Annotated in this window: 15 protein-coding genes; 12 read left to right on the plus strand and 3 right to left on the minus strand. The window is 40.9% G+C overall.

Features of this window, described 5'->3' with window-relative positions; translation table 11 throughout:
- A partial coding sequence (locus tag C8P65_RS12130) for an Ig-like domain-containing protein (protein WP_170069105.1) occupies positions 1-6,579 on the minus strand: 6,579 nt, incomplete at its 3' end.
- A 316-nt stretch (positions 6,580-6,895) separates the two neighbouring features.
- Between C8P65_RS12130 and glmM the strand changes: the two genes are divergently transcribed.
- The 3 genes from glmM to C8P65_RS10560 all read left to right on the plus strand — a co-directional run bounded on the left by glmM (position 6,896) and on the right by C8P65_RS10560 (position 9,524).
- Positions 6,896-8,284 carry a phosphoglucosamine mutase gene (gene glmM, locus C8P65_RS10545; protein WP_107782769.1) on the plus strand — a complete coding sequence of 463 codons (1,389 nt, stop codon included), beginning with the start codon at positions 6,896-6,898 and terminating at the stop codon, positions 8,282-8,284.
- 254 nt (positions 8,285-8,538) lie between these two features.
- Positions 8,539-8,871, plus strand: coding sequence for a HigA family addiction module antitoxin (locus C8P65_RS10555; RefSeq protein ID WP_107782770.1), 333 nt, complete (start codon positions 8,539-8,541; stop codon positions 8,869-8,871).
- A 23-nt stretch (positions 8,872-8,894) separates the two neighbouring features.
- On the plus strand, positions 8,895-9,524 hold the full coding sequence (locus tag C8P65_RS10560) for a rhodanese-like domain-containing protein (protein WP_107782771.1): 630 nt from the start codon (positions 8,895-8,897) through the stop codon (positions 9,522-9,524).
- 92 nt (positions 9,525-9,616) lie between these two features.
- Here the strand turns inward: C8P65_RS10560 and panC are convergent, their stop codons facing one another.
- Positions 9,617-10,462, minus strand: a complete 846-nt coding sequence (panC, locus tag C8P65_RS10565) for a pantoate--beta-alanine ligase (protein WP_107782772.1) — start codon at positions 10,460-10,462, stop codon at positions 9,617-9,619.
- A 111-nt stretch (positions 10,463-10,573) separates the two neighbouring features.
- Between panC and C8P65_RS10570 the strand changes: the two genes are divergently transcribed.
- The 9 genes from C8P65_RS10570 (at position 10,574) to C8P65_RS10610 (ending at position 18,124) form a co-directional block, all read left to right on the plus strand.
- Positions 10,574-11,389, plus strand: a complete 816-nt coding sequence (locus C8P65_RS10570; RefSeq protein WP_107782773.1) for a glycogen/starch synthase — start codon at positions 10,574-10,576, stop codon at positions 11,387-11,389.
- A 10-nt stretch (positions 11,390-11,399) separates the two neighbouring features.
- Positions 11,400-12,908 (plus strand): DUF4270 domain-containing protein, encoded by a 1,509-nt coding sequence (locus C8P65_RS10575; protein WP_107782774.1) that lies wholly within the window; start codon positions 11,400-11,402, stop codon positions 12,906-12,908.
- Between the two features lie 10 nt (positions 12,909-12,918).
- Complete coding sequence (locus C8P65_RS10580) at positions 12,919-13,242, plus strand: translation initiation factor (RefSeq protein WP_095914462.1); 324 nt, start codon at positions 12,919-12,921, stop codon at positions 13,240-13,242.
- 31 nt (positions 13,243-13,273) lie between these two features.
- Entirely contained in the window at positions 13,274-14,020 is a 747-nt protein-coding gene (gene fabG / locus C8P65_RS10585) for a 3-oxoacyl-[acyl-carrier-protein] reductase (protein WP_095914461.1), read from the plus strand.
- Between the two features lie 37 nt (positions 14,021-14,057).
- On the plus strand, positions 14,058-14,864 hold the full coding sequence (locus tag C8P65_RS10590; RefSeq protein WP_107782775.1) for an outer membrane protein assembly factor BamD: 807 nt from the start codon (positions 14,058-14,060) through the stop codon (positions 14,862-14,864).
- Positions 14,865-14,873: 9 nt separating this feature from the next.
- Positions 14,874-15,188 carry a DNA-directed RNA polymerase subunit omega gene (locus tag C8P65_RS10595; RefSeq protein ID WP_009733866.1) on the plus strand — a complete coding sequence of 105 codons (315 nt, stop codon included), beginning with the start codon at positions 14,874-14,876 and terminating at the stop codon, positions 15,186-15,188.
- A 102-nt stretch (positions 15,189-15,290) separates the two neighbouring features.
- Entirely contained in the window at positions 15,291-16,463 is a 1,173-nt protein-coding gene (coaBC, locus tag C8P65_RS10600) for a bifunctional phosphopantothenoylcysteine decarboxylase/phosphopantothenate--cysteine ligase CoaBC (RefSeq protein ID WP_107782776.1), read from the plus strand.
- Between the two features lie 12 nt (positions 16,464-16,475).
- Positions 16,476-17,357, plus strand: coding sequence for an ACP S-malonyltransferase (fabD, locus tag C8P65_RS10605; RefSeq protein WP_107782777.1), 882 nt, complete (start codon positions 16,476-16,478; stop codon positions 17,355-17,357).
- Positions 17,354-18,124 (plus strand): ABC transporter ATP-binding protein, encoded by a 771-nt coding sequence (locus C8P65_RS10610; RefSeq protein WP_107782778.1) that lies wholly within the window; start codon positions 17,354-17,356, stop codon positions 18,122-18,124. The genes fabD and C8P65_RS10610 overlap by 4 nt, the downstream gene beginning before the upstream one ends.
- A gap of 54 nt (positions 18,125-18,178) precedes the next feature.
- Here the strand turns inward: C8P65_RS10610 and C8P65_RS10615 are convergent, their stop codons facing one another.
- Positions 18,179-20,200 (minus strand): recombinase, encoded by a 2,022-nt coding sequence (locus C8P65_RS10615; protein ID WP_107782779.1) that lies wholly within the window; start codon positions 20,198-20,200, stop codon positions 18,179-18,181.
- Positions 20,201-20,203 lie beyond the last annotated feature (3 nt).

Raw genomic sequence — 20,203 nt, forward strand, 5'->3', positions numbered from 1 at the left:
AGGTGTTGCGCCCGTTACCACTCCTATGCTTACTGTGCTAGTGGTGGTCGTTGCAGTACCGATGTGGTCGTTGTCAATCACTGAGCTAGTGCTTGTGCCCGTGGTTATGGTAAAGGTATCTGGCGTTGCGGTGATCGTTGGTGCTCCCACTACTATAGTAGCGGTAGCAGTATCGCAAACGGTAACTGCTGCTACTGTTTGGCATATCTTATAACCGATTTGATAAGTACCTGATTTTGTTCCGGCAGGGACAGTAACTGTTCCATCGGCATTGAGGGTAGGTGTTGCGCTACCCGTTACGCCTGTTGCTGGAGTAACGACTGTCATACTCACTGTAGCTGCCGTAGCAGTTTGAGTTCCTACCTTATCGTTAGTAAGTACGCTGCTAGCTGTTGTGGTAGCTACTGCGCCGTGAGTAACGGTAAAGGTATCATTTTCGGCTTTTATATTTATTAAGGTAATGGTACGCGTTTGCGTAGTGGTATTACCAAATGGATCTTTTGCTACAAAGCTAATGGTAAGAGTACCGCTTGGCACATTGCAGAAGTCTGCTAGTGCATTATAGGTATTGGTAAGGCTTACGGTACCACAGCTATCGGTAGCGGTAGCGCTATTGAGCCAAGTATTGATATTAGCAGCTGCATTGCGGCAATCAACTACTAAAGGAGCTGGTGCATTAAGTGTAGGCGGGGTAGTATCATTAACCACTAAGGTGATAACTGCTCGACCGCTTTCACAACCTGCTGCTGTTACCTGACTTACATATGCTGTTTGGCTTGTACTATTAACCACTTGAGTGCTGATAGTAGGCGCTGCTGCCAATGGAGTGGTATCGGTAGCGGTAGCATACCAACGTAAGGTATTTCCTGTAGCGGCTGTTACATAACCAGCAAACGAAACGCTGCCTGCTGCTGTTGTAGGACATAAGGCTAGGGTTGCACTGACCGTTGGGGTAGCCACTGTAGGAATATGTACCGTTGTAAGAGCACGAGGAATCTCACAAGTAATGTTTGCTCCGTTTTTAGCTATCTTGGCAACATAGTAATTACCTGCTTGCAAAAGGTCTGTCCTATCTAAAGGCGCTCCTCCTGTGGCTGTAGTGTATATTCTAAGTAGTCTATCACTATCGGTAGGGTCAATAGCATCCCACAAGGTTGCTACTTTGGTACCAGCACAATAGGTGTAAGAGGAAGATACCGTTGGCATAGTGGTTATCTTCACTAAAATAGATTGGCGTGTGCTTTCACATTGTCCGGCTACTTGTGCTGAATAGTAATAAGTAGTATTATCGGTTAGCGCAGTAGTGTTAGCCAGTTCGGCGGCTGCCGTAGCAGTAGCATATACTTTTAAAGTACCTGACACTAAACCGCCTAAGTACGTTTTTAGACTCTGTACTGTATTTCCTGAACATAAGTTCACGGTCGTAGGTGATGGCGTAGCGGTATTAGGAGTTACTAATACGGTTACTGTTTGGGTTGATTCACAACCATTGGTGCGTTTTACCGTTAGGGTATAGGTAACTGTAAGTGGAGCCGTAAGTTTCGTGCCACTATACAAGAACGTAGGTGCTGCTATATTGGCTGCCGACAAGTAGCTTGCTGGTGACCAAGTATAAGCATCATAAGCAGGTGCTGCCGCATTGTAGGCAAAAGTTACTGACTCGGTTTCGCAAGTAGTGAGATTGCTCACTAAACCACTAATATGCGCTGGCGTTGGCAAGGCAAGTTCTTTATTGCCACAGAGACATTTGTTATCCTCGTTGCGGATTGCTAAACGCAAACGACATACTTGAGACTGATCGGCTAAAAAGGTAAAGCTTTGTACCGCTGAAGTCGCATTAGCTGCTAAGCTTTGCGTACTTGTGTGAGTAGCTAAAACCTCGCCACTATCTACCAAACCATTGTTGTTTATATCGTTGTAAAGACTTATTACCAATCGTCCGTTATAAGCAGTTACTCCTGCTGCATTGGCTAACTTGTATTGAACAGTTAGATTTTCTTTATTGACTTGTGGTACGGCCGTTACCTGAACATCGGCAAGGGATATTTCTGAACGGTTGTTTTTGATCACTGCTGTCCTTTCGGGTGAGGTACTCACTACAAGAGCAGGACAAGTAGGTGGTGTGAGTGTAGCACAAGGTATATTGGTTACCTTATCGGTAGTAAGTACTTTCAGACTTCTTTCGACAGCACAATCTACCAAAGTATTGGCTTTTTGTTTAATCTTCAAGAATACATCAAAGTAGTGCGTATCTTTCATTCCCTTAGGTACTACCATCAATATCTCGGTTTCATTTCCTACAACGTTTCTTGATTCGATTGTAGGATTTACCCAATTGACTGTAGCTTGTGGGAAAGCATTTCTGTCTACCGAAATATCACTATTTTGTATATCGTAAGATTGTGGGAAACGTATGTGCAAACGAGCATTATCACCTATCTCAAACGAAGGATTTGCAGGGGTAGCATTTACCGCTACACGCACCTTGTAGGTAGCACCAAGATCGCAAGCATTGGCATTACCACTTATATAATCAATCGTTGATAATAGTACATTATAATTGTTCACACTCGCATTTTGCACTCCTGCGACAATAGCTACAATTTTTGGTCCTACAGCTGGTACTCCACAAAGGTTGTTACCTTCTAGGTCTATATCAAAAGAAGAACCTGAGACAAAGTTACATTCTGGTTGTACATTAAAACGTACTTTGAACTTCTGTTCGTTTTCTATATTAGTGCTTACCGAACCTGGCAATGAACCTTTAGGCAATATATCAGACAGCTGATAGGTTATTTTACCGGTAGCGGTTGCTACTCCTATCTTTTTGCCATCTACTAAGGTTGCTGTGTTGTACACTTTACCTGAGTTTAGTGGATATTCAACCTCTACATCGCTGATGATAATACCTGGCTGCTGGGTAACTATTAAGTTAGCTCCGAAGATATCACCCTCATCGGTACTCTTTACAATGTACTCAAATGGTGTTTGGGTACACATTGGCAAGCTAGCTGGACTGCTGGCTACTTCTATCTCTTTCTTACTTTGAGCTATATTTACAGTGTACTCTAAGGAATTCTCGTCGCAAGCCTCATTAAGACCTCCGGTAGGGTTGCCCTCACAATTCCAGCCCGCATACACTTTAAACTTCATCTGTGGATTACTACAGTTGGTAAGTTTAAATTTCAAGCGATAGTATTTTTGATTTGTGGTACCTACTTGCAAAGTCTGGTTTAAGAAGTACATCTTCTCGCCCGAAATGCTCGTTTCGGGGGTAAGCGTACTAACTACTGAAGTACCCGCTGCATCATTCACCTCTTCTAAGCCCAAAACTTCCATTCCTGTAACATCTGGAATAGATATCCAAGCATTAGGAGCCGTATTGTAACGTGTCTCGATAGAGAAAACTGTTTGTTGCTCACTTCTATCTGCCCTAATAGTAGAGCCTTGACCTTGTGCTCCTAATAATAATTGCGGTTTACCTGAATACTTAATTTCCGCTATTTTTTGTTGATTGCTAGGCAGTGAGGTAGATTTTGACGCATAGTGATAGTAGTAATCCTCATAGTCTACACTAGTTGTTAGCACTTCGCCCGCTGCCGATATTTCAGCACTTGTAGCCTCTCTTCCTGGAGTTATTTCTCTCTTGTAATCTTTAGATTTGCAAGAACCTCGTACTGAAGCACGCAAAAATTCGGAGTAGTCTGTCCATAGCATCCCTGGAGGTAAATAAAGTGCATCGCCTCGCTGAGGATTGGTATAGGTGTACACACGGAAACCACCTTCGGTAGTTTCTACCCATTTATTTAAAGGAATCATAAACCTAGGACGAGCCGCTCCATTCTTAATTTGAGAAGCTTCCGCAATATAGATATATTCGGTACTAAGGATTTTGTAAGCCAAAGGCATTTTAATAACAATCTTCTTGATCAAACGCCCTGGACGATATTCTTCAGTATAAAAACTACTTCCCCCTCCTTGTTGACGACCTGAGTAAATAAGATTGCCCCCTATGTAGTTAGGATAACAACCTGTCAAACCATAAGAGTTACTGCCATACTTCGTAGCTGTATGTGCATAATTAAAAATAGGCACAAAGGTTATTCCACAACGCAACGCGTTAGTATGATAGCCTTGCGGGCTAACGGCGGGATCATTCTTATCGGCTAAGGTATAGAAATAAGAGGCAATACCCGATTGCTCCTCTACGCCATAAGTTTGTACTGTATTCTTTACCTGATAGGTAGCTACTACCGAGAAGGTTTGGTTTTTGCCTAAAGTTCCGGAAGGTAGTGCATCGGTAAGATTCCAACGGTAATAGTTGCCATTGGCATCAGTAACATTTGTTACCACACCTGGGTCGGTAGCAAGTAAAGTCACTTCGTGAGTACCTATTTTTACTTTGATAAACTTAGGATCTAAATCTGCTTGTTTTTTTACAGAAGTATAATAGAATAGGTTATCGGATGCAGCATTAGGCGATTGTTTTCCTTCGGCGAAGAATTCTACATCGTCTAAAGGCAACACTTTACGGCGTTGCTCTGCAGATATATTAGCGCGTTGTACGCGTTGGGTCATAGTAGCATCCGTCCAACCATAAGAGTTATCGGCGCGCTCTACTTTAGCACTAAGTATCTCAGGACCATTTACTGTACAAGGTACTGTACAGCCTAAAGCTATATTTGCATTTTTACAAATTAGAGGCATTTGGAAGAAAGTACCATCTGGGTTTCTATTCATTAGCGAAATGGTATACGGAATAGCCGTAGCATTACCCATTCCGGTACAGTCGGTGAGTTCCATATCAAAAGAGATATGCCCCCACAAGCGCACATTGTCACCCGTTATGCCTGTAGGAGGCGTTTCGGGGGTGGTAAAATCTAGCAATCCACCAGCGGGCACATCAGGAATAGCGACAGTAGGCGCACTCGTATCGGTAAAATTGTCGGTATAATGGAATACTACATTTTTGAGAGCAATACCCGAAGGCAACTGCATATGATAGTTGTAGCGAAGATCATTATTTCTCGAATTGACATCGTTTTGGTAACGTTCGTAAGCTGTTACGGTAGTCATAGCGGGAGCTAAGTAGCCCTTTTCAGGAGCATTTTTAAGCAACTGCACTGGGAAAGCCGTTTTATTCGCAAATCCAAAATTTCGCGCATAGGTATTTGCGTAATCTCTTGTTTCCCCTGTACTACCACAAGCGCTCTCGTACAGATAATAAAAACTAGGGTATACTATATAATTACCACAAGTAACAGGGGCACCTGTAGCTATCAGATCAAAACACAATCTTACCTCGGCACCAGGTTTAAGGTCATCGCGGTAGCCATCGCCATCTTCATCGGTAAGACCAATATCTTTGCCTGTAAGAGCCGCATCGGCCAAAGCAGGCAAATCGTGAAAGTCAAACTTTGTAGTATTATTGTTAATAATAGTTTTTGGTACTGGAATCTTAGTACCATCGGTAGCAATGATATAGAAGTTATCCGGTTTGTAGTATTTAGGATCTTGGATTAACCTATCCATTCGGTTGTCATAGGCTATAGAGCCATCGGTACTTTGGTTCTTGAAAGAAGTATAGAAAGTACCGAGTTTTTGTCCGGCAGCAGCTGTAAGACCTGCGCCGTACTCAAAATATCTTTTACTCCAATCGAAAGTTTGTTTCACAGAAGGAATTTTGTATTCCTTTACATTTATATCTCTACCTACTTTAGTATTTTGGTCAAATAGTTCGGTAGCTGAGAAGCCCCAATAAGGCACGTAGCCAGCCTTTACCTGCTTAGCACATAGAGAACTAGCCACTTTGTAGGTTTCGGTAATAGTTACCAGCTCGTTATTAGCAAAGCCACCCGGTTTGGTAAGGCTGTACAAAGTTTTTCCTGCATTGTGAAAACCAGCAGGTACGGTACCTACTTGCGCTAAAGTGACCCCAGTAGGAGGAGTAAAGCGTACGCTAGTAATACCCGCAGGGTAATCAACAGAGAAGTAGATGGTATGTGTATAGCCTACCCCTGTATTACGTATGCCGAAGGTAGCTGTATTTTCGCCTATTTCGACATTATCAACTCGAGTGACACCTTGTACCGTAACTACTGGAGGCGTTACCCTATACTGGTTAGATTTTTCTTTTTCTTCTGGTTCGCCTACCACTGTTACTTTCACCTCATCGATAAGGTATCTACCTGCCAAAGCATCGGTAGCAGCCTTAGTAAGCTTACGCTTAAGGGTAAAAGCCACTTCGGTGTTAGGCGTACCTACAAGGGTAAACACAGGTTTATTAAGAGGGCTACCTGCCACTTGGGATACCGAAGTAGCATTGGCTCCACCACTTACAGAACCTGCTACATACTCAATACCCGTAGGCAAGGTAACGGTTACCTCGGCTGTACTTTTAGCAGGAGGCAACTTTATCTTAATGGTAAGGGTACCAATTTCAAAGTTGGTGTTGTTAGCAAAATGTACTTCGCTTTGGGCTACCACACTATTGACGGCTAGCTGAGCCTTTGCGCCCCACGACAAGCATAAGAAGGCTATTAGAAGGCCTTTGAATGTCAAGTTTTTTAATAATTGCATAAAAGAATATTTTTGGGTCAATATAAGAAATATTTTATGTTGGGCGGCAAAGGTACAATAAAAAACGACACAGTGTAAAACTTTAACACTATTTTTAGATTTTTTCGGTTTGGGGATTTGGAAGGAATGGGAGGGCTGGGAAGAATGGGAGGGCTGCGCCAGCTCGCCGACTTTTGTTCGCTCATTGTTCGCTTATCCTTCGCTCATCGTTCGGTGAGAGAAGAGTTGCTAAACTTAATTTGTCAATTGACAAATTTGCTAATTGACAAATTATTCGTACATTTGCAACATATTAATAACAATCGTTAATTAAACTATGGCTTTAATAAAATCTATTTCAGGTATTCGCGGTACTATTGGAGGAGTGCCCGACGAAAATCTAACCCCTATTGATGCCGTGAAATTTGCGGCTGCCTATGGCTTCTGGCTTAAAAACCACGTACATAAAACTCGCATAAAAGTGGTAGTGGGGCGCGACGCTCGTCTATCAGGTGAAATGGTGCAAAACCTCGTGCAATATACCCTCATCGGACTGGGTATAGATGTAGTTGATTTGGGACTTAGCACTACACCTACCGTAGAGGTCGCCGTAACAATGGAACAAGCTGACGGGGGTATTATTCTGACGGCAAGTCACAATCCTAAACAATGGAACGCTCTTAAACTTCTTAATAACCAAGGTGAATTTCTTAACGCTCAAGAGGGTGAGGAAATCTTACGCATAGCTGCTGATAACAACGCTGTTTTTGCTGAAGTAGATGCGCTGGGCACTCTCTCGCACAACGATACTTATATACAACGACATATAGACGCAGCACTATCACTATTGCCTTTAGCTACTATAGAGGCAATACGCCAACGCCACTTTAGGGTGGTAGTAGATGCTGTCAATTCTACAGGGGGTATTGCTATCCCTCAACTCTTAGAACGTTTGGGTGCAGAGGTGTTGCCGCTGTACTGCGAACCTAATGGGCACTTCCCTCACAACCCTGAACCGCTAAAAGAACATTTGGGCGACATCTGCGCTGAAGTGGTAGACAAAGAAGCTGACTTTGGTATAGTAGTAGACCCTGATGTAGACCGTTTGGCCTTTATCACTGAAAAAGGTGAAATGTTTGGCGAAGAATATACTTTAGTGGCTTGCGCTGACTATATTTTGAGTAAAAATAAAGGCAATGTGGTATCAAATCTATCCTCATCGCGTGCTTTGCGCGATATAGCCCAAAAACACGGCGTAGAGTACGCTGCCTCTGCCGTAGGTGAGGTGAATGTGGTAGCTAAAATGAAGGAAGTAAACGCTATCATAGGGGGCGAAGGCAATGGGGGAATTATCTTCCCTGAATTGCACTACGGACGTGATGCGCTGGTAGGGGTGGCTCTCTTCTTATCGCTGCTAACTGATAAGAATATAACAGTGAGTGCGCTACGCAAGAGCTATCCGGCTTACTATATGAGTAAGAATAAAATAGAGCTATCAGCTGGTTTGAATCCTGATAAGGTGTTGGCTGCTGTAAAAGAGCGTTATGCCCACGAACCTATCACTACCATAGATGGGGTAAAGATTGACTTTGCTAACAGTTGGGTGCACTTGCGAAAATCAAACACTGAGCCTATTATTCGCATCTATACCGAGGCTAAAAGCCAAGAAGAAGCTGATGCTCTTGCACAACGATTTTTAGAAGAAATGAAGGAATTAGCGAATTAATTGGACGATTTGGCGATTTGGCGATTTGCTGATTGCCCTTGCTAACGACTAACGACTAAAATAATAGCCGTTAGTTGTTAGTCATTAGTCGTTAGAATCTAAAAAGCAATAAATCAACCTGATAAAAATAAAAACAAAATCAATCATTTTATGGAAATTATTTTTCGAGAAGACTGTCTGAAAGAATTATATGAAGAAGGAAAAACTAAACATAAATGGAACTTAATAATCATTATCAATAAAAAAACAATGATATGACCACAAATAAATTAATTCCCTTTATAGCTACTCACCCTGGGGAGGTAATAAAAGACGAAATAGAAGCTCGCAATATCTCTCTACAAACATTTGCCTCTCTTTTGGGAGTGGAATCATCTTACTTAGATGAACTTATCAGTGGCAAAAGAAGTATAACGGTAGATACAGCCTCTCTCTTAGAAAGAGAATTGTGTATACCTGCTTCGTTTTGGCTACATCTACAATCTCAATACAATTTAGACTGTAGAAATATTGAAATAAAGCGCTCTAAAAAACAATATACTATAACAGAACAACCTGTTGAAGAGTATGCTTGTGCAATTTGTTAATTTACTAATTTACTAATTATAATATGAAATATTCATTTACTTTATATGTATTTTTGCTTATGATTATATGTGCAAACGCCCAAACGCTTAGCGAGCGTATCAACGCTAAAAATGTAGTACTGGTAGATGTTCGTACTGCTGAAGAATTTGGAAATGGATCGGCTGAAGGGGCTATCAATATGCCTCTTGAGCAATTAGAACAGCAGTGGAGTGCCCTGAAAAACAAGGAGAACATAGTACTATTCTGTCGCTCAGGAAGACGTTCAGGCAAAGCAGAAGCAATACTAAAAAAACACGGCATCACGGCTGTTAATGGCGGTGGTGTAGCACAAGTCATTGCACTACAAAAAGTGAATTTAGCTGATAAATTGGAGTTTCGCAACGATAAACAGACTACCTATTTTGTAAAAGACGGTAAAAGCGTACGCCAAGTAGCGGTTGCTTTGGGCGAAGGAGCGGTACTGAAAAAACATACTACTGATGTACCTGCTACCCTTATAATGGTAAAAGGAACAGTACGTTTTGTTATCTACGGACAAGAAGTTGTACTCAAAGACCTTGATACCTACCAAATACCTGCTGACGTTGAACACGAAGTAATAGGTGTGGAGAAAGAAAATGTGTTTATCATAACCAAACTATTGGCTGATTAGTTGATTTACCAATTTGTCAATTTGCCAATTGACGATTTTGTAATAAAAAAAGATTGCCAAAGTTTAGAACTTTGGCAATCTTTTTTATTAACTTAATTCATTGAGATATTATCAATCAGCCTAACTCCTTCGGCGTGTACTACTATAAAACCACGATAGTCTTTGCCTTCTTCTTTTTGGGTGATGGGCTGAAGGGTATGCGCATCGGTAATAGTGAAATACTCTAACTGAAAATCGGGTTCGTTAGCAAATACTTGCGTTACCCAGTCCGTTACTTCTGCAGGGCTATGGGTAGCAAAACGCTCTTTGGCTTGCTGTAGGGTTCGATAGATGAAAGTAGCCCGCTGGCGCATAGCCTCAGAAAGTAGTGCATTGCGCGAACTTAGTGCCAAGCCCTCTGCATTGCGCACTATAGGACAAGGTACTACCGTAACTGGTAAGCCTGTTTGTGCTACCATTCGCTCGATAATAAGCAGCTGCTGGTAGTCCTTTTCGCCAAAATACGCTCTATCAGGAGTTACTATCTCAAATAGCTTCTTTACTATAGTCCCCACGCCGTCAAAATGCCCAGGACGTGAGGGGCCTTCCATCACTTTGTCGAGTGTTCCAAAATCGAAATGCTGTGCGGCTGCCTCATCACCATACACATCGGCTACTGAAGGGGCATAAATTAGTATCTCGGGACTGAAATCATATAGCAATTGCGCATCGGCTTGCAAAGTGCGTGGATATTTTTCTAAGTCGGTGGGATTGTTGAACTGAGTGGGGTTTACGAAGATACTTACCACCACTATATCGTTCTCTTCTTTTGCTTTTTTCACTAGTGATAAATGCCCTGCGTGCAAGGCACCCATTGTGGGTACTAACCCTATGGTTTTCCCCTGATTCTTAAGACTTTGCAAGGCGTTATGAAGCGCCTTTTGTTCGTTGTAAATCATCGTTATAAATCTTTTTTGGGTGCAAACTTATATATTTTTTATGGATATGTCCATATTTTTTTGTACTTTTGTGCTTTCTAAGCATTATATCAATTTTTCAATATCCTTTTTATGAGAGATAAAAAAGTACTGTACGTATCATCAGAGGTATTGCCTTATTCGCCTCATAGTGAGTTAGCTAATATGTCGTTTGAAGCACCGAGGATGGTAAATGCTAATGGCGGACAGATACGGATTTTTATGCCAAAATTTGGCAATATCAATGAGAGACGACACCAATTGCACGAAGTGATTCGACTTTCAGGTATCAATATTGTTATCAATGATATAGATGTGCCCCTCATTATCAAAGTAGCCTCTATTCCTAAAGAGCGTATTCAGGTGTATTTTATAGATAATGATGAGTATTTTCATCGCTCTGGCACGCTATTTGACGAACAAAACAATATGTATCCTGATAATGACGAACGCTGTATTTTCTTTGCTAAAGGTATTGTAGAAACCGTAAAGAAACTCAATTGGCTACCCGACATTATCCACATACACGGCTGGGTATCTACCCTTTTACCGCTATACTTGCGAAGCTATTACAAAGATGAGCCTATTTTCTCTGAAAGCAAAATTATCACCTCGGTAACGGACGCTGATTTTGAAGGAACTATAAACACTGATCTTATTAACAAAGTAGCTTTTGACGGAATAAGCAAAAAGACAGTAGACCCGCTTAAAAATCCTACTTATCACAACCTTATGCGCATAGCAGTAAAATACTCTGACGGGGTGATAGTGGTAAGTGAAGAAGATAAAATGCCTGAAGACTTTCGCACCTATCTGAAAAACCTCAGAAAGCCGGTACTCTATAACAGTGATAAAGAGACTTTTCAAGAATCTTATCACCAATTTTATGAAAAAATATTAAAGAAATAAGCTATATAGAATGAAGAACCCTCTTAAAATAGTATTTTTTGCCTCATTGCTCCCTCTTTTTACGGCTTGTTCGGACAATTCGTTTAACGAAATAGACGGAGCTTTATTGAAAGACCCTAATTTTTCTACATCAGTGCTCACGCCTACCTTTACAGTATCGCAAACTACAGCAGAGGCAGTGCAAACTAATGGACTAGGAGGCTACCTTTTAGGTCAGTACACCCAAGCTCCTTTTGGCACCCAATCGGCTACCATAGTAGCACAAGTAGGGCTTTCGTCTGTAAATCCTGTATTTGGGGAGCTATCGCAAGCCAATGAAAACAAAGATAACAAGCAAGAGAATGAAACGGTAACAGAGGCATATCTCTATATTCCATTCTTTAACCCTCTTAGCAGCTTGCAAAAGCCTACCTACACCCAGAATGCTGAATACACTCTGGACTCTATCTACGGCAATAAAGCAGCGCAATTCAAAATAGATGTAAAAGAGCTTAACTATTACTTAAGCGACATAGGGACTAACCTTAACGCTAAAGAGTACTACAGCAACAACAGCGCTATAAATGCTCATATAGGAGCTTCTGTTGCTTCGGCTACTGGTGCTACCTATACCATCGATAATAAAGCTATAGTGCGTTATCAGTTTGACAATCTTCAAACTACGGAGGACGAATCGAAGAAAGTAGAAGATATATTAGCTCCAGGGTTGCGCATTCCGTTGAGTACAAGCTTCTTTCAGAGCAAAATTATCAGTCAAGAAGGAGCTGCTGTGCTCTCTAATCTCAATGACTTTAAGCAATACTTCAAAGGGTTAGTTATCAGCGCTTCAGACTTCAGCAAAGACCTGATGATGATGCTCAATACCTCAGCGGCTAAAATAGAAATAGCCTACAGCTATACTAGTGATAGTAAGGTATTTAAGAAACGATTTGAGCTACCTATAAGTGGCATAACGATGAACCTTTTCAGCCAAAATGGCAGTGCAACGACCGATAGTAGCAAAATTTACCTCAGCGGTGCTTTAGGACACGGGGCTACCCTGAAAATAGCTGATGCTGATATTAATACTATCAAAAACCAAAAGCTAATGATAACCGATGCGAGCATACTACTATACGTAGACCAATCGGTTACCTACCAAAAAGAACCTGAACGTTTGTACATATACAATGCCAATACAGGGGCACCATTAGCTGACTATGGCTACGACCCTACTGCTAACGCGCAAACAGCTGCTTACTCGCACTTAGTACACTTAGTACCTCTACACAAAGTGAACGGCAAAGGGGTATACTATCGCCTGCGCATCACTAATCACTTATTGAACATAGTGAATGGCAATACTACTAATGTACCGCTCGGTATTGCTGTAATTTCAAACGTAAAAAACAGTACTGTAAAGAGTTACCTAACAGGTAGTCAGAAAGGAAAAACTACTGAAAGTGCTGTGGTAACACCTTTAAGCACCGTAATAAAAGAGGTGAAAATAGAAGTAAACTATAGCAAGGTTCGCAATTAAGATTTTTGAAATGGATTTAAGAAGTCAGCTGAAAATGCTTTTTCCTGACCATCAGGAGGAAGAAGTGCCTGAAGAAGTGCGCCCCAATGTGTGGATGCAAGACGAGCCTTTGCTATGTAAGTACGAAAAGCGCAATGGCAAACCAATAACGGTGATAGAAGGCTACAACGGTGCTGACAGCGATTTTAAGATACTCGCCAAAGAACTTAAAACCCAATTGGGCGTAGGAGGAGCGGTGAAAAATGATACTATACTTATACAAGGAGACTACCGCGATAAGATAATGGCTTTGCTGAAAGAAAAAGGATTTAAAGTGAAGCGAGTAGGAGGATAAAAACGATTAAGAATTTAGAATTTATACTTATATGAAATTATTAGAAGGAAAAACAGCTATCATCACAGGTGCCAGCAGAGGTATCGGGCGTGGTATAGCTGAAGTATTTGCGGCACACGGAGCTAATATAGCTTTTTCATACAGTTCATCAGCTAAAGCTGCTAAGGAATTAGAAGAAAAACTAAGCGCACAAGGGGTAAAAGTAAAAGGTTATCAGAGTGATGCCTCTAACTTTGCTCAATCGCAAGAATTTGTTGATGCTGTAGTAGCCGAATTTGGTGGGGTAGATATACTAGTAAACAATGCTGGTATCACTAAAGATAACCTACTGATGCGCATTAGCGAAGAGGACTTTGACAAAGTGATAGAAGTAAACCTTAAATCGGTGTTTAATATGACTAAAGCTGTGCAACGCTTTATGCTTAAACAACGCAAAGGCTCAATTATCAATATGAGTAGCGTAGTAGGTGTAAAAGGAAATGCAGGACAAAGCAACTATGCTGCCTCTAAGGCTGGTATCATAGGCTTTACTAAGTCTATCGCTCTTGAATTAGGCTCGCGCAACATCCGCTGCAATGCTATAGCACCAGGGTTTATAGAAACTGAAATGACTGCTGTATTAGACGAGAAAGTGGTGCAAAGCTGGCGTGATAGTATCCCTCTAAAACGCGGTGGACAACCTGAAGATGTAGCTAATGCTTGTGTGTTTTTAGCCTCTGATATGTCGGCTTACATCACAGGTCAAGTGCTAAATGTAGATGGAGGAATGCTCACATAATTTTGGTTATCTCAAAAAAACTATTTACTTTTGCCGAATGTTAATAAGAAAATATATCATCATCGGGCTGTTGGGCTTTGGTCTTACCTCTTGTGGGGAATACCAAAAAGCCTTAAAATCAACCGATTCGAGTGTGAAATACGCAGAAGCTGAGAAGCAATACAAGGCTAAGAAATACCGAAAAGCTGTAAAACTTTTTGAGCAAATAGCCTCAGAATACTCTGGGAAACCCCAAGGAGAGCGTCTTTATTTTCTGCAGGGCGATGCTTACTATCAAATGAAGCAATATAGCTTGGCTACTTACCCTTTTGAGCGATTGCAGAAGATATACCCTCGCAGCGCTAAGGCTGTAGAAGCAGCTTTCTTAGAGGCTAAATCGCTATATATGCAAGTGCCTACCTATAGCGTAGATCAGACCTACACCTATCAAGCATTAGAAAAGTTGCAGTACTTTATGGATAGGTACAGCGATTCTGACTATGCTAAAGAGGCTAATGAGTTGATTTTAAACCTACTGACTCAGCTACAGAAAAAAGAATTTGAAATAGCTAAGCAGTATGACCTTATCCGTGATTATCAGGCAGCTATGAAGTCATTAGACAACTTCTTGGCTAATAACCCAGGTAGTGTGTTTAGAGAAGAAGCACTCTACACACGGTTGCATTCAGCATACGAGTGGGCCATCAACAGTGTAGAAAGCAAGCAAAAAGAACGCTTAGATACTGCTAAAGAAGCCTATGATACGCTTCTTCGCGCTTTCCCAGAAACGAAATACAAAAAAGAAGCTGATAATATGCTGAAAAAAATCAATACATCATTGAAAAGTTTTACATCTCAAAAATAATTATTCATTATGGATTTTAAAAGAATAGACGCGCCAACAACCACTGTAACGTATAACAAAGCAGCAATAGAAGCCCCTACTAACAATATTTATGAGGCTATTTCTATTATTGCTAAACGTGCTACCCAAATAAATGCCGAAATAAAAAAGGAATTGGTAGAGAAGTTGGAGGCTTTTGCTACTAATAATGACAATCTTGAAGAAATCTTTGAAAACAAAGAACAAATAGAAGTATCTCGCTTCTACGAACGCCTGCCTAAACCACAAGCTATAGCCGTAAAAGAATGGTTAGAAGGGAAAGTATATTTTCGTGAAACAGAATAATAAAAATACTTTTATATTATAGTTTGTTTAATATAGGGCTTTGGGCTGTGAGCTTTTGGGGCTTGCTGTTCGAAGCCTTTTTTACCTAAAACTTTTTAGCTGATGAACATACTCTTAGGTATCACGGGCGGTATCGCTGCTTATAAAGCGCCTCAATTAGTACGGCTATTCGTAAAAAAAGGACATACCGTGAGGGTCATACTTACCGAAAAAGCAAAAGAGTTCGTCACCCCACTGACACTCAGTACCCTATCTAAAAACCCTGTACTTAGCACATTTGCGACTACTGAAGGCGATTGGAACAGCCACGTAGCTTTAGCTGAATGGGCTGACCTTATGCTAATAGCCCCTGCCACAGCTAATACTATTGCTAAAATGGCTTATGGGCAATGCGACAACCTGCTTTTGGCTACTTACCTTTCGGCAAAAGTACCTGTATGGGTTGCTCCTGCTATGGACTTAGATATGTATGCCCACCCTACTGTAACACATAACTTAGCCCAACTGCAATCCTTTGGTTGCCATATTATTGCAGCTGCTTACGGCGAGCTGGCAAGTGGATTAGTAGGACAAGGGCGAATGGCAGAGCCTGAGGATATTGTTAGAGAGATAGAAGATAATTTCAGCACAACACAACCTCTGAAAGGCAAAAAAATACTGATAACAGCAGGTCCTACTTATGAGGCAATAGACCCTGTGCGCTTTGTAGGTAACTTTTCAACAGGCAAAATGGGTATTGCTTTAGCCAATGAGGCAGCCAAGCAAGGAGCAGAAGTGCATTTAGTACTAGGTCCTTCAGCTGAAAAGAATATTAATAGCCATATACATTTGTGCAGAGTGGTAAGTGCTAAACAGATGTATGAGGCTGCTGTAGAGAGGTTTAGCAGTTGCGACATCGCTATACTTGCTGCTGCTGTAGCTGACTATACTCCAGAGGTAGTAGCTCCTGAAAAAATAAAGAAAAAAGGCGATAACTTTAGTCTAAACTTAATCCCTACAGTTGATATATTAGCTTCATTAGGAAAGCTAAAAACTACGCAAAAGCTTATTGGCTTTGCCTTAGAAACAGAGAATGAGATAGAAAACGCACGCACTAAGCTACAAAAGAAGCACTTAGATGGTATAGTGCTTAACTCTTTGCGCGATAAAGGAGCTGGGTTTGGCACTGATACTAACAAAATAACTTTTATTACCCCTGAAAAGCTACAAGAATTCCCTTTAAAAAGCAAAGAAGCTGTGGCTAAAGATATTTTAACAGAATGTATAAACTTATAAAAAAATAAAGCAATGAAAGCATATATCTTTCCTGGTCAAGGAGCACAATTCGTAGGAATGGGGCTCGACCTATACGAAAAATCAGCAGAAGCAAAAGCTCTTTTTGAAGCCGCTAACGGTATATTAGGATTTGCTATTACCAAAGAAATGTTTGCTGGCACTGATGAAGGACTAAAACAAACAAAAGTAACCCAACCTGCTATCTTCTTGCACTCTGTTATCTTAAGCAAGGTATTAGGCAAAGACTTTGCCCCACAGATGGTTGCTGGGCACTCATTAGGTGAGTTCTCTGCCCTAGTAGCTAATGGCACGCTAACTTTTGAAGATGGACTACAATTAGTAGCCAAACGCGCTGCTGCTATGCAAAAAGCTTGCGAACTACAGCCTGGCACTATGGCAGCCGTATTGGGCTTAGAAGATAGTAAAGTAGAAGAGCTATGCGCCTCAGTAGAAGGTATTGTAACCCCTGCTAACTATAACTGCCCAGGTCAGCTAGTAATTTCAGGCGAACTAAAAGCCGTAGAAGCTGCTTGCGAGAAAATGAAAGAAGCAGGAGCTAAGCGCGCACTCATTCTGCCTGTAGGTGGTGCTTTCCACTCTATACTGATGAAGCCTGCTGAAGAAGAATTGGCAGCCGCTATTGAGCAAACACACTTTAGCAAGCCTCTTTGCCCTGTATATCAAAACGTTACTACTACCGCAGTTACCTGCGAAGCCGACATCAAAAAGAACCTTATCAATCAGCTTACTGCACCCGTAAAATGGACACAAAGTGTGCAACAAATGATAGCAGATGGTGCCTCAGCATTTATAGAAGTAGGTCCAGGTAAAGTACTACAAGGGTTAGTAAAGAAAATTAACAAAGAAGCAGTCGTTTCTTCAGCTGAAGTATGATACAAGTAGAAAATTTACGTAAATCTTTTAATGGCGTAGAGGTGCTCAAAGGTATTTCTACTACATTCGAGAAAGGTAAAACAAACCTCATCATCGGGCAGAGTGGTTCGGGTAAAACCGTATTTCTCAAATCACTATTAGGGCTTTTTATCCCTGATAGTGGTGACATTATCTACGATGGTGTGAAGTACGCCGATATGAAGCGCAAAGAGCAAGTAGCCCTACGCCAAAAAATGGGAATGGTATTCCAAGGCAGTGCCCTCTTCGACTCGATGACTGTACTCGAAAACGTGATGTTCCCTCTAAAAATGTTCTCTAAGCATACCCCTGAAGAAATACGTGAGCGCGCCAATACAGTGCTTAGCCGCGTAAACTTAGTAAATGCAGAGAACAAGCTACCGTCAGAAATCTCTGGTGGTATGCAAAAACGGGTAGCCATTGCTCGCGCTATTGTCAATCATCCTAACTATCTATTCTGCGATGAACCTAACTCTGGTCTCGACCCCAAAACCTCTATCGTAATAGATAACCTGATCCAAGAGATTACTGAAGAGTTTAACATCACTACTGTCATCAACACCCACGATATGAACTCTGTGATGGAAATAGGGGCTAAAATAGTATTCCTTAAAAATGGATACAAAGAATGGGAAGGCTCTAAGGATAATATCTTCCAAACGGATAACGAAGCTGTAACTGACTTTGTCTATTCATCTGAGCTCTTCAAAAAGGTACGAAAAGCCTACTTACAAGAGCATAACAAATAGGATATCAAAAAAAACAAAAAGAGAGACGCTATATTGTAGCGTCTCTCTTTTTTATTATTCACCTTTCTCTTTCACTGGTAAAAAGAAAGCACGAGGTTGGGCTCTAAATGCACGCCACACACAGCCTGCTAAGTGCTTCAATTCTGAGAGAGGTACTTCGCGCGAACGCAAAGCTATCCAAAGCGAGAGCAGAAAGCTCACTATAAAATTGCCAAAACCAATAATACCAATCCCCAATACACACCAAATAATATTCTCAAAACTAATAATAAAATCTACCCCATAAAGTCCATAGGCTAAGTTACCACTGGAAAAGGTAATATGTCGTATGTCAATCGGTAGCTTAAAAAAATCACCAACAACCCAAGCACTCCCCATAAATACCCCAAACCATATATTAGAAACCACAGAAGGCCACTTCTGTTGCATCCAGTTAGCTACACGCTGCATACGTTTCTTACCAAAAAAGCCTTTTAAAAAAGGATGTTCTGAAAGCCTGTAATAAAAATTATTAAAGTTATTTACACTAGCTACATTACCCGCTATAATCCCCGATAAAAACAGAAATACCCCCGCAATACAAGCATGCAAGAACACAGGCGTATGCCAAATATTCAAATCTTCCAATAGGTGATAACTCTTCTTAGCCGCAAAATTATAGCCCAACCACGAACTTACCCCTACTATCAGCAACATCGATACCGGAAACGCCCCAAATACATTCCCTACAAAAGCAATAAACTGCGAGCGAAACAAACGCGTAAAAAGTGCCGTAAAGGCAGAGTATCGCTTATACTTTTCTTTGGTATCATTTACATTGAGGTTTTCCAACGTCTTAGCAATAGTCGATGCCGTCATTGCAGGCTGTTTAGTAGCCAAGGTAGAGCCCGTAAGGTAAATCATCACAAAACCTATAGCATAATTCAAACTGTAATTAAAGGCACGCAAAAAAGCGCTTTGGTCAGGAATCATAGAAAGGAAGAGCTTTATCAAACACATAAAAGCCACTATCACCCCACCCCATAGGGCAGTCTTAAGCATCTTAAAATACTCCCCTTTAGTAGAAGTAATATAGTGTTCTCCTGTCTTACCCGTATAATTAGTGATTTCATAAGTGATATTATACACACTATCGTCTATAAGTTTGCGCACATTGTTCTTTTTAGAATTAGTTTTCACCATATCTAAATAAAAATCAATAGCTTTTTCGCGCATATCACTATCTTTTTGTATAAAAAGATAATTATAAAGCCTTTTTATACGTTTCAGCTGCTGCCGTATAAGCAAAAGTGTCTGGTTTACACTAAAATTAACCCCGTATTTCCCTGCATTAGCATCTGCTTTATTAATAAAATCCTCACACTGACTTACCAATATATTCAGTTGCTTATAGTCTAACTCCTGATCCTGTATATACAAATAAGGTCTATCCTCTTTCGCCAATGTTCGTGCTAAATTGTTCAACTCATCATCAAGAGCTATAAACGGACTATTCAAGTGCGCATATTCAGGCACCATACGCAGTACATCTGTTTGCAAAGCCAGCCCTCCCATACGTTGCGAGAGTATCATTATAGCCAAAAGTATTTGTTGCGAGGTCGTTTTTCCTTCATTCTGATAAAAAGTCTCTACACCCAATATATCCAATAGCTCCTTCCAATTTTCCATAGGTATACGCAAGAGCCACTTAGCATCAGAAGGCTTATAAAAAAGCTGATTTAGCACATACTGTATACTATCTTGCGAAGGCTGGTCAGGTATCAATTGGCGACCTATACGCCGCCTCAACTCTTTAAAAAACGACACACTATTCAGCAGCCCCGCATCAGTAAAAAGAATCACCTTCTTTTTGTTAGCAAATACCATATACAGTTTTTCCCTCAAAAAGGCAATACGTTCAGGGTTGTGCTTAAGTTCATCTATAAGTTCCTGTATATGAATAGATTTATTTTTATTCTTCCGTCTAAAATAGTTGATAAGTTCAAAAACAAAGTCTATAGGCTCATAATTTTCAGAAGTATGTATATAGGCTTCAAAGATTTCGTATATAGAATGTCTTTTACAGTTAATAAGCATAAA

The organism is Capnocytophaga leadbetteri, assembly GCF_003054025.1.
In the GTDB taxonomy this organism is placed as follows: domain Bacteria; phylum Bacteroidota; class Bacteroidia; order Flavobacteriales; family Flavobacteriaceae; genus Capnocytophaga; species Capnocytophaga leadbetteri.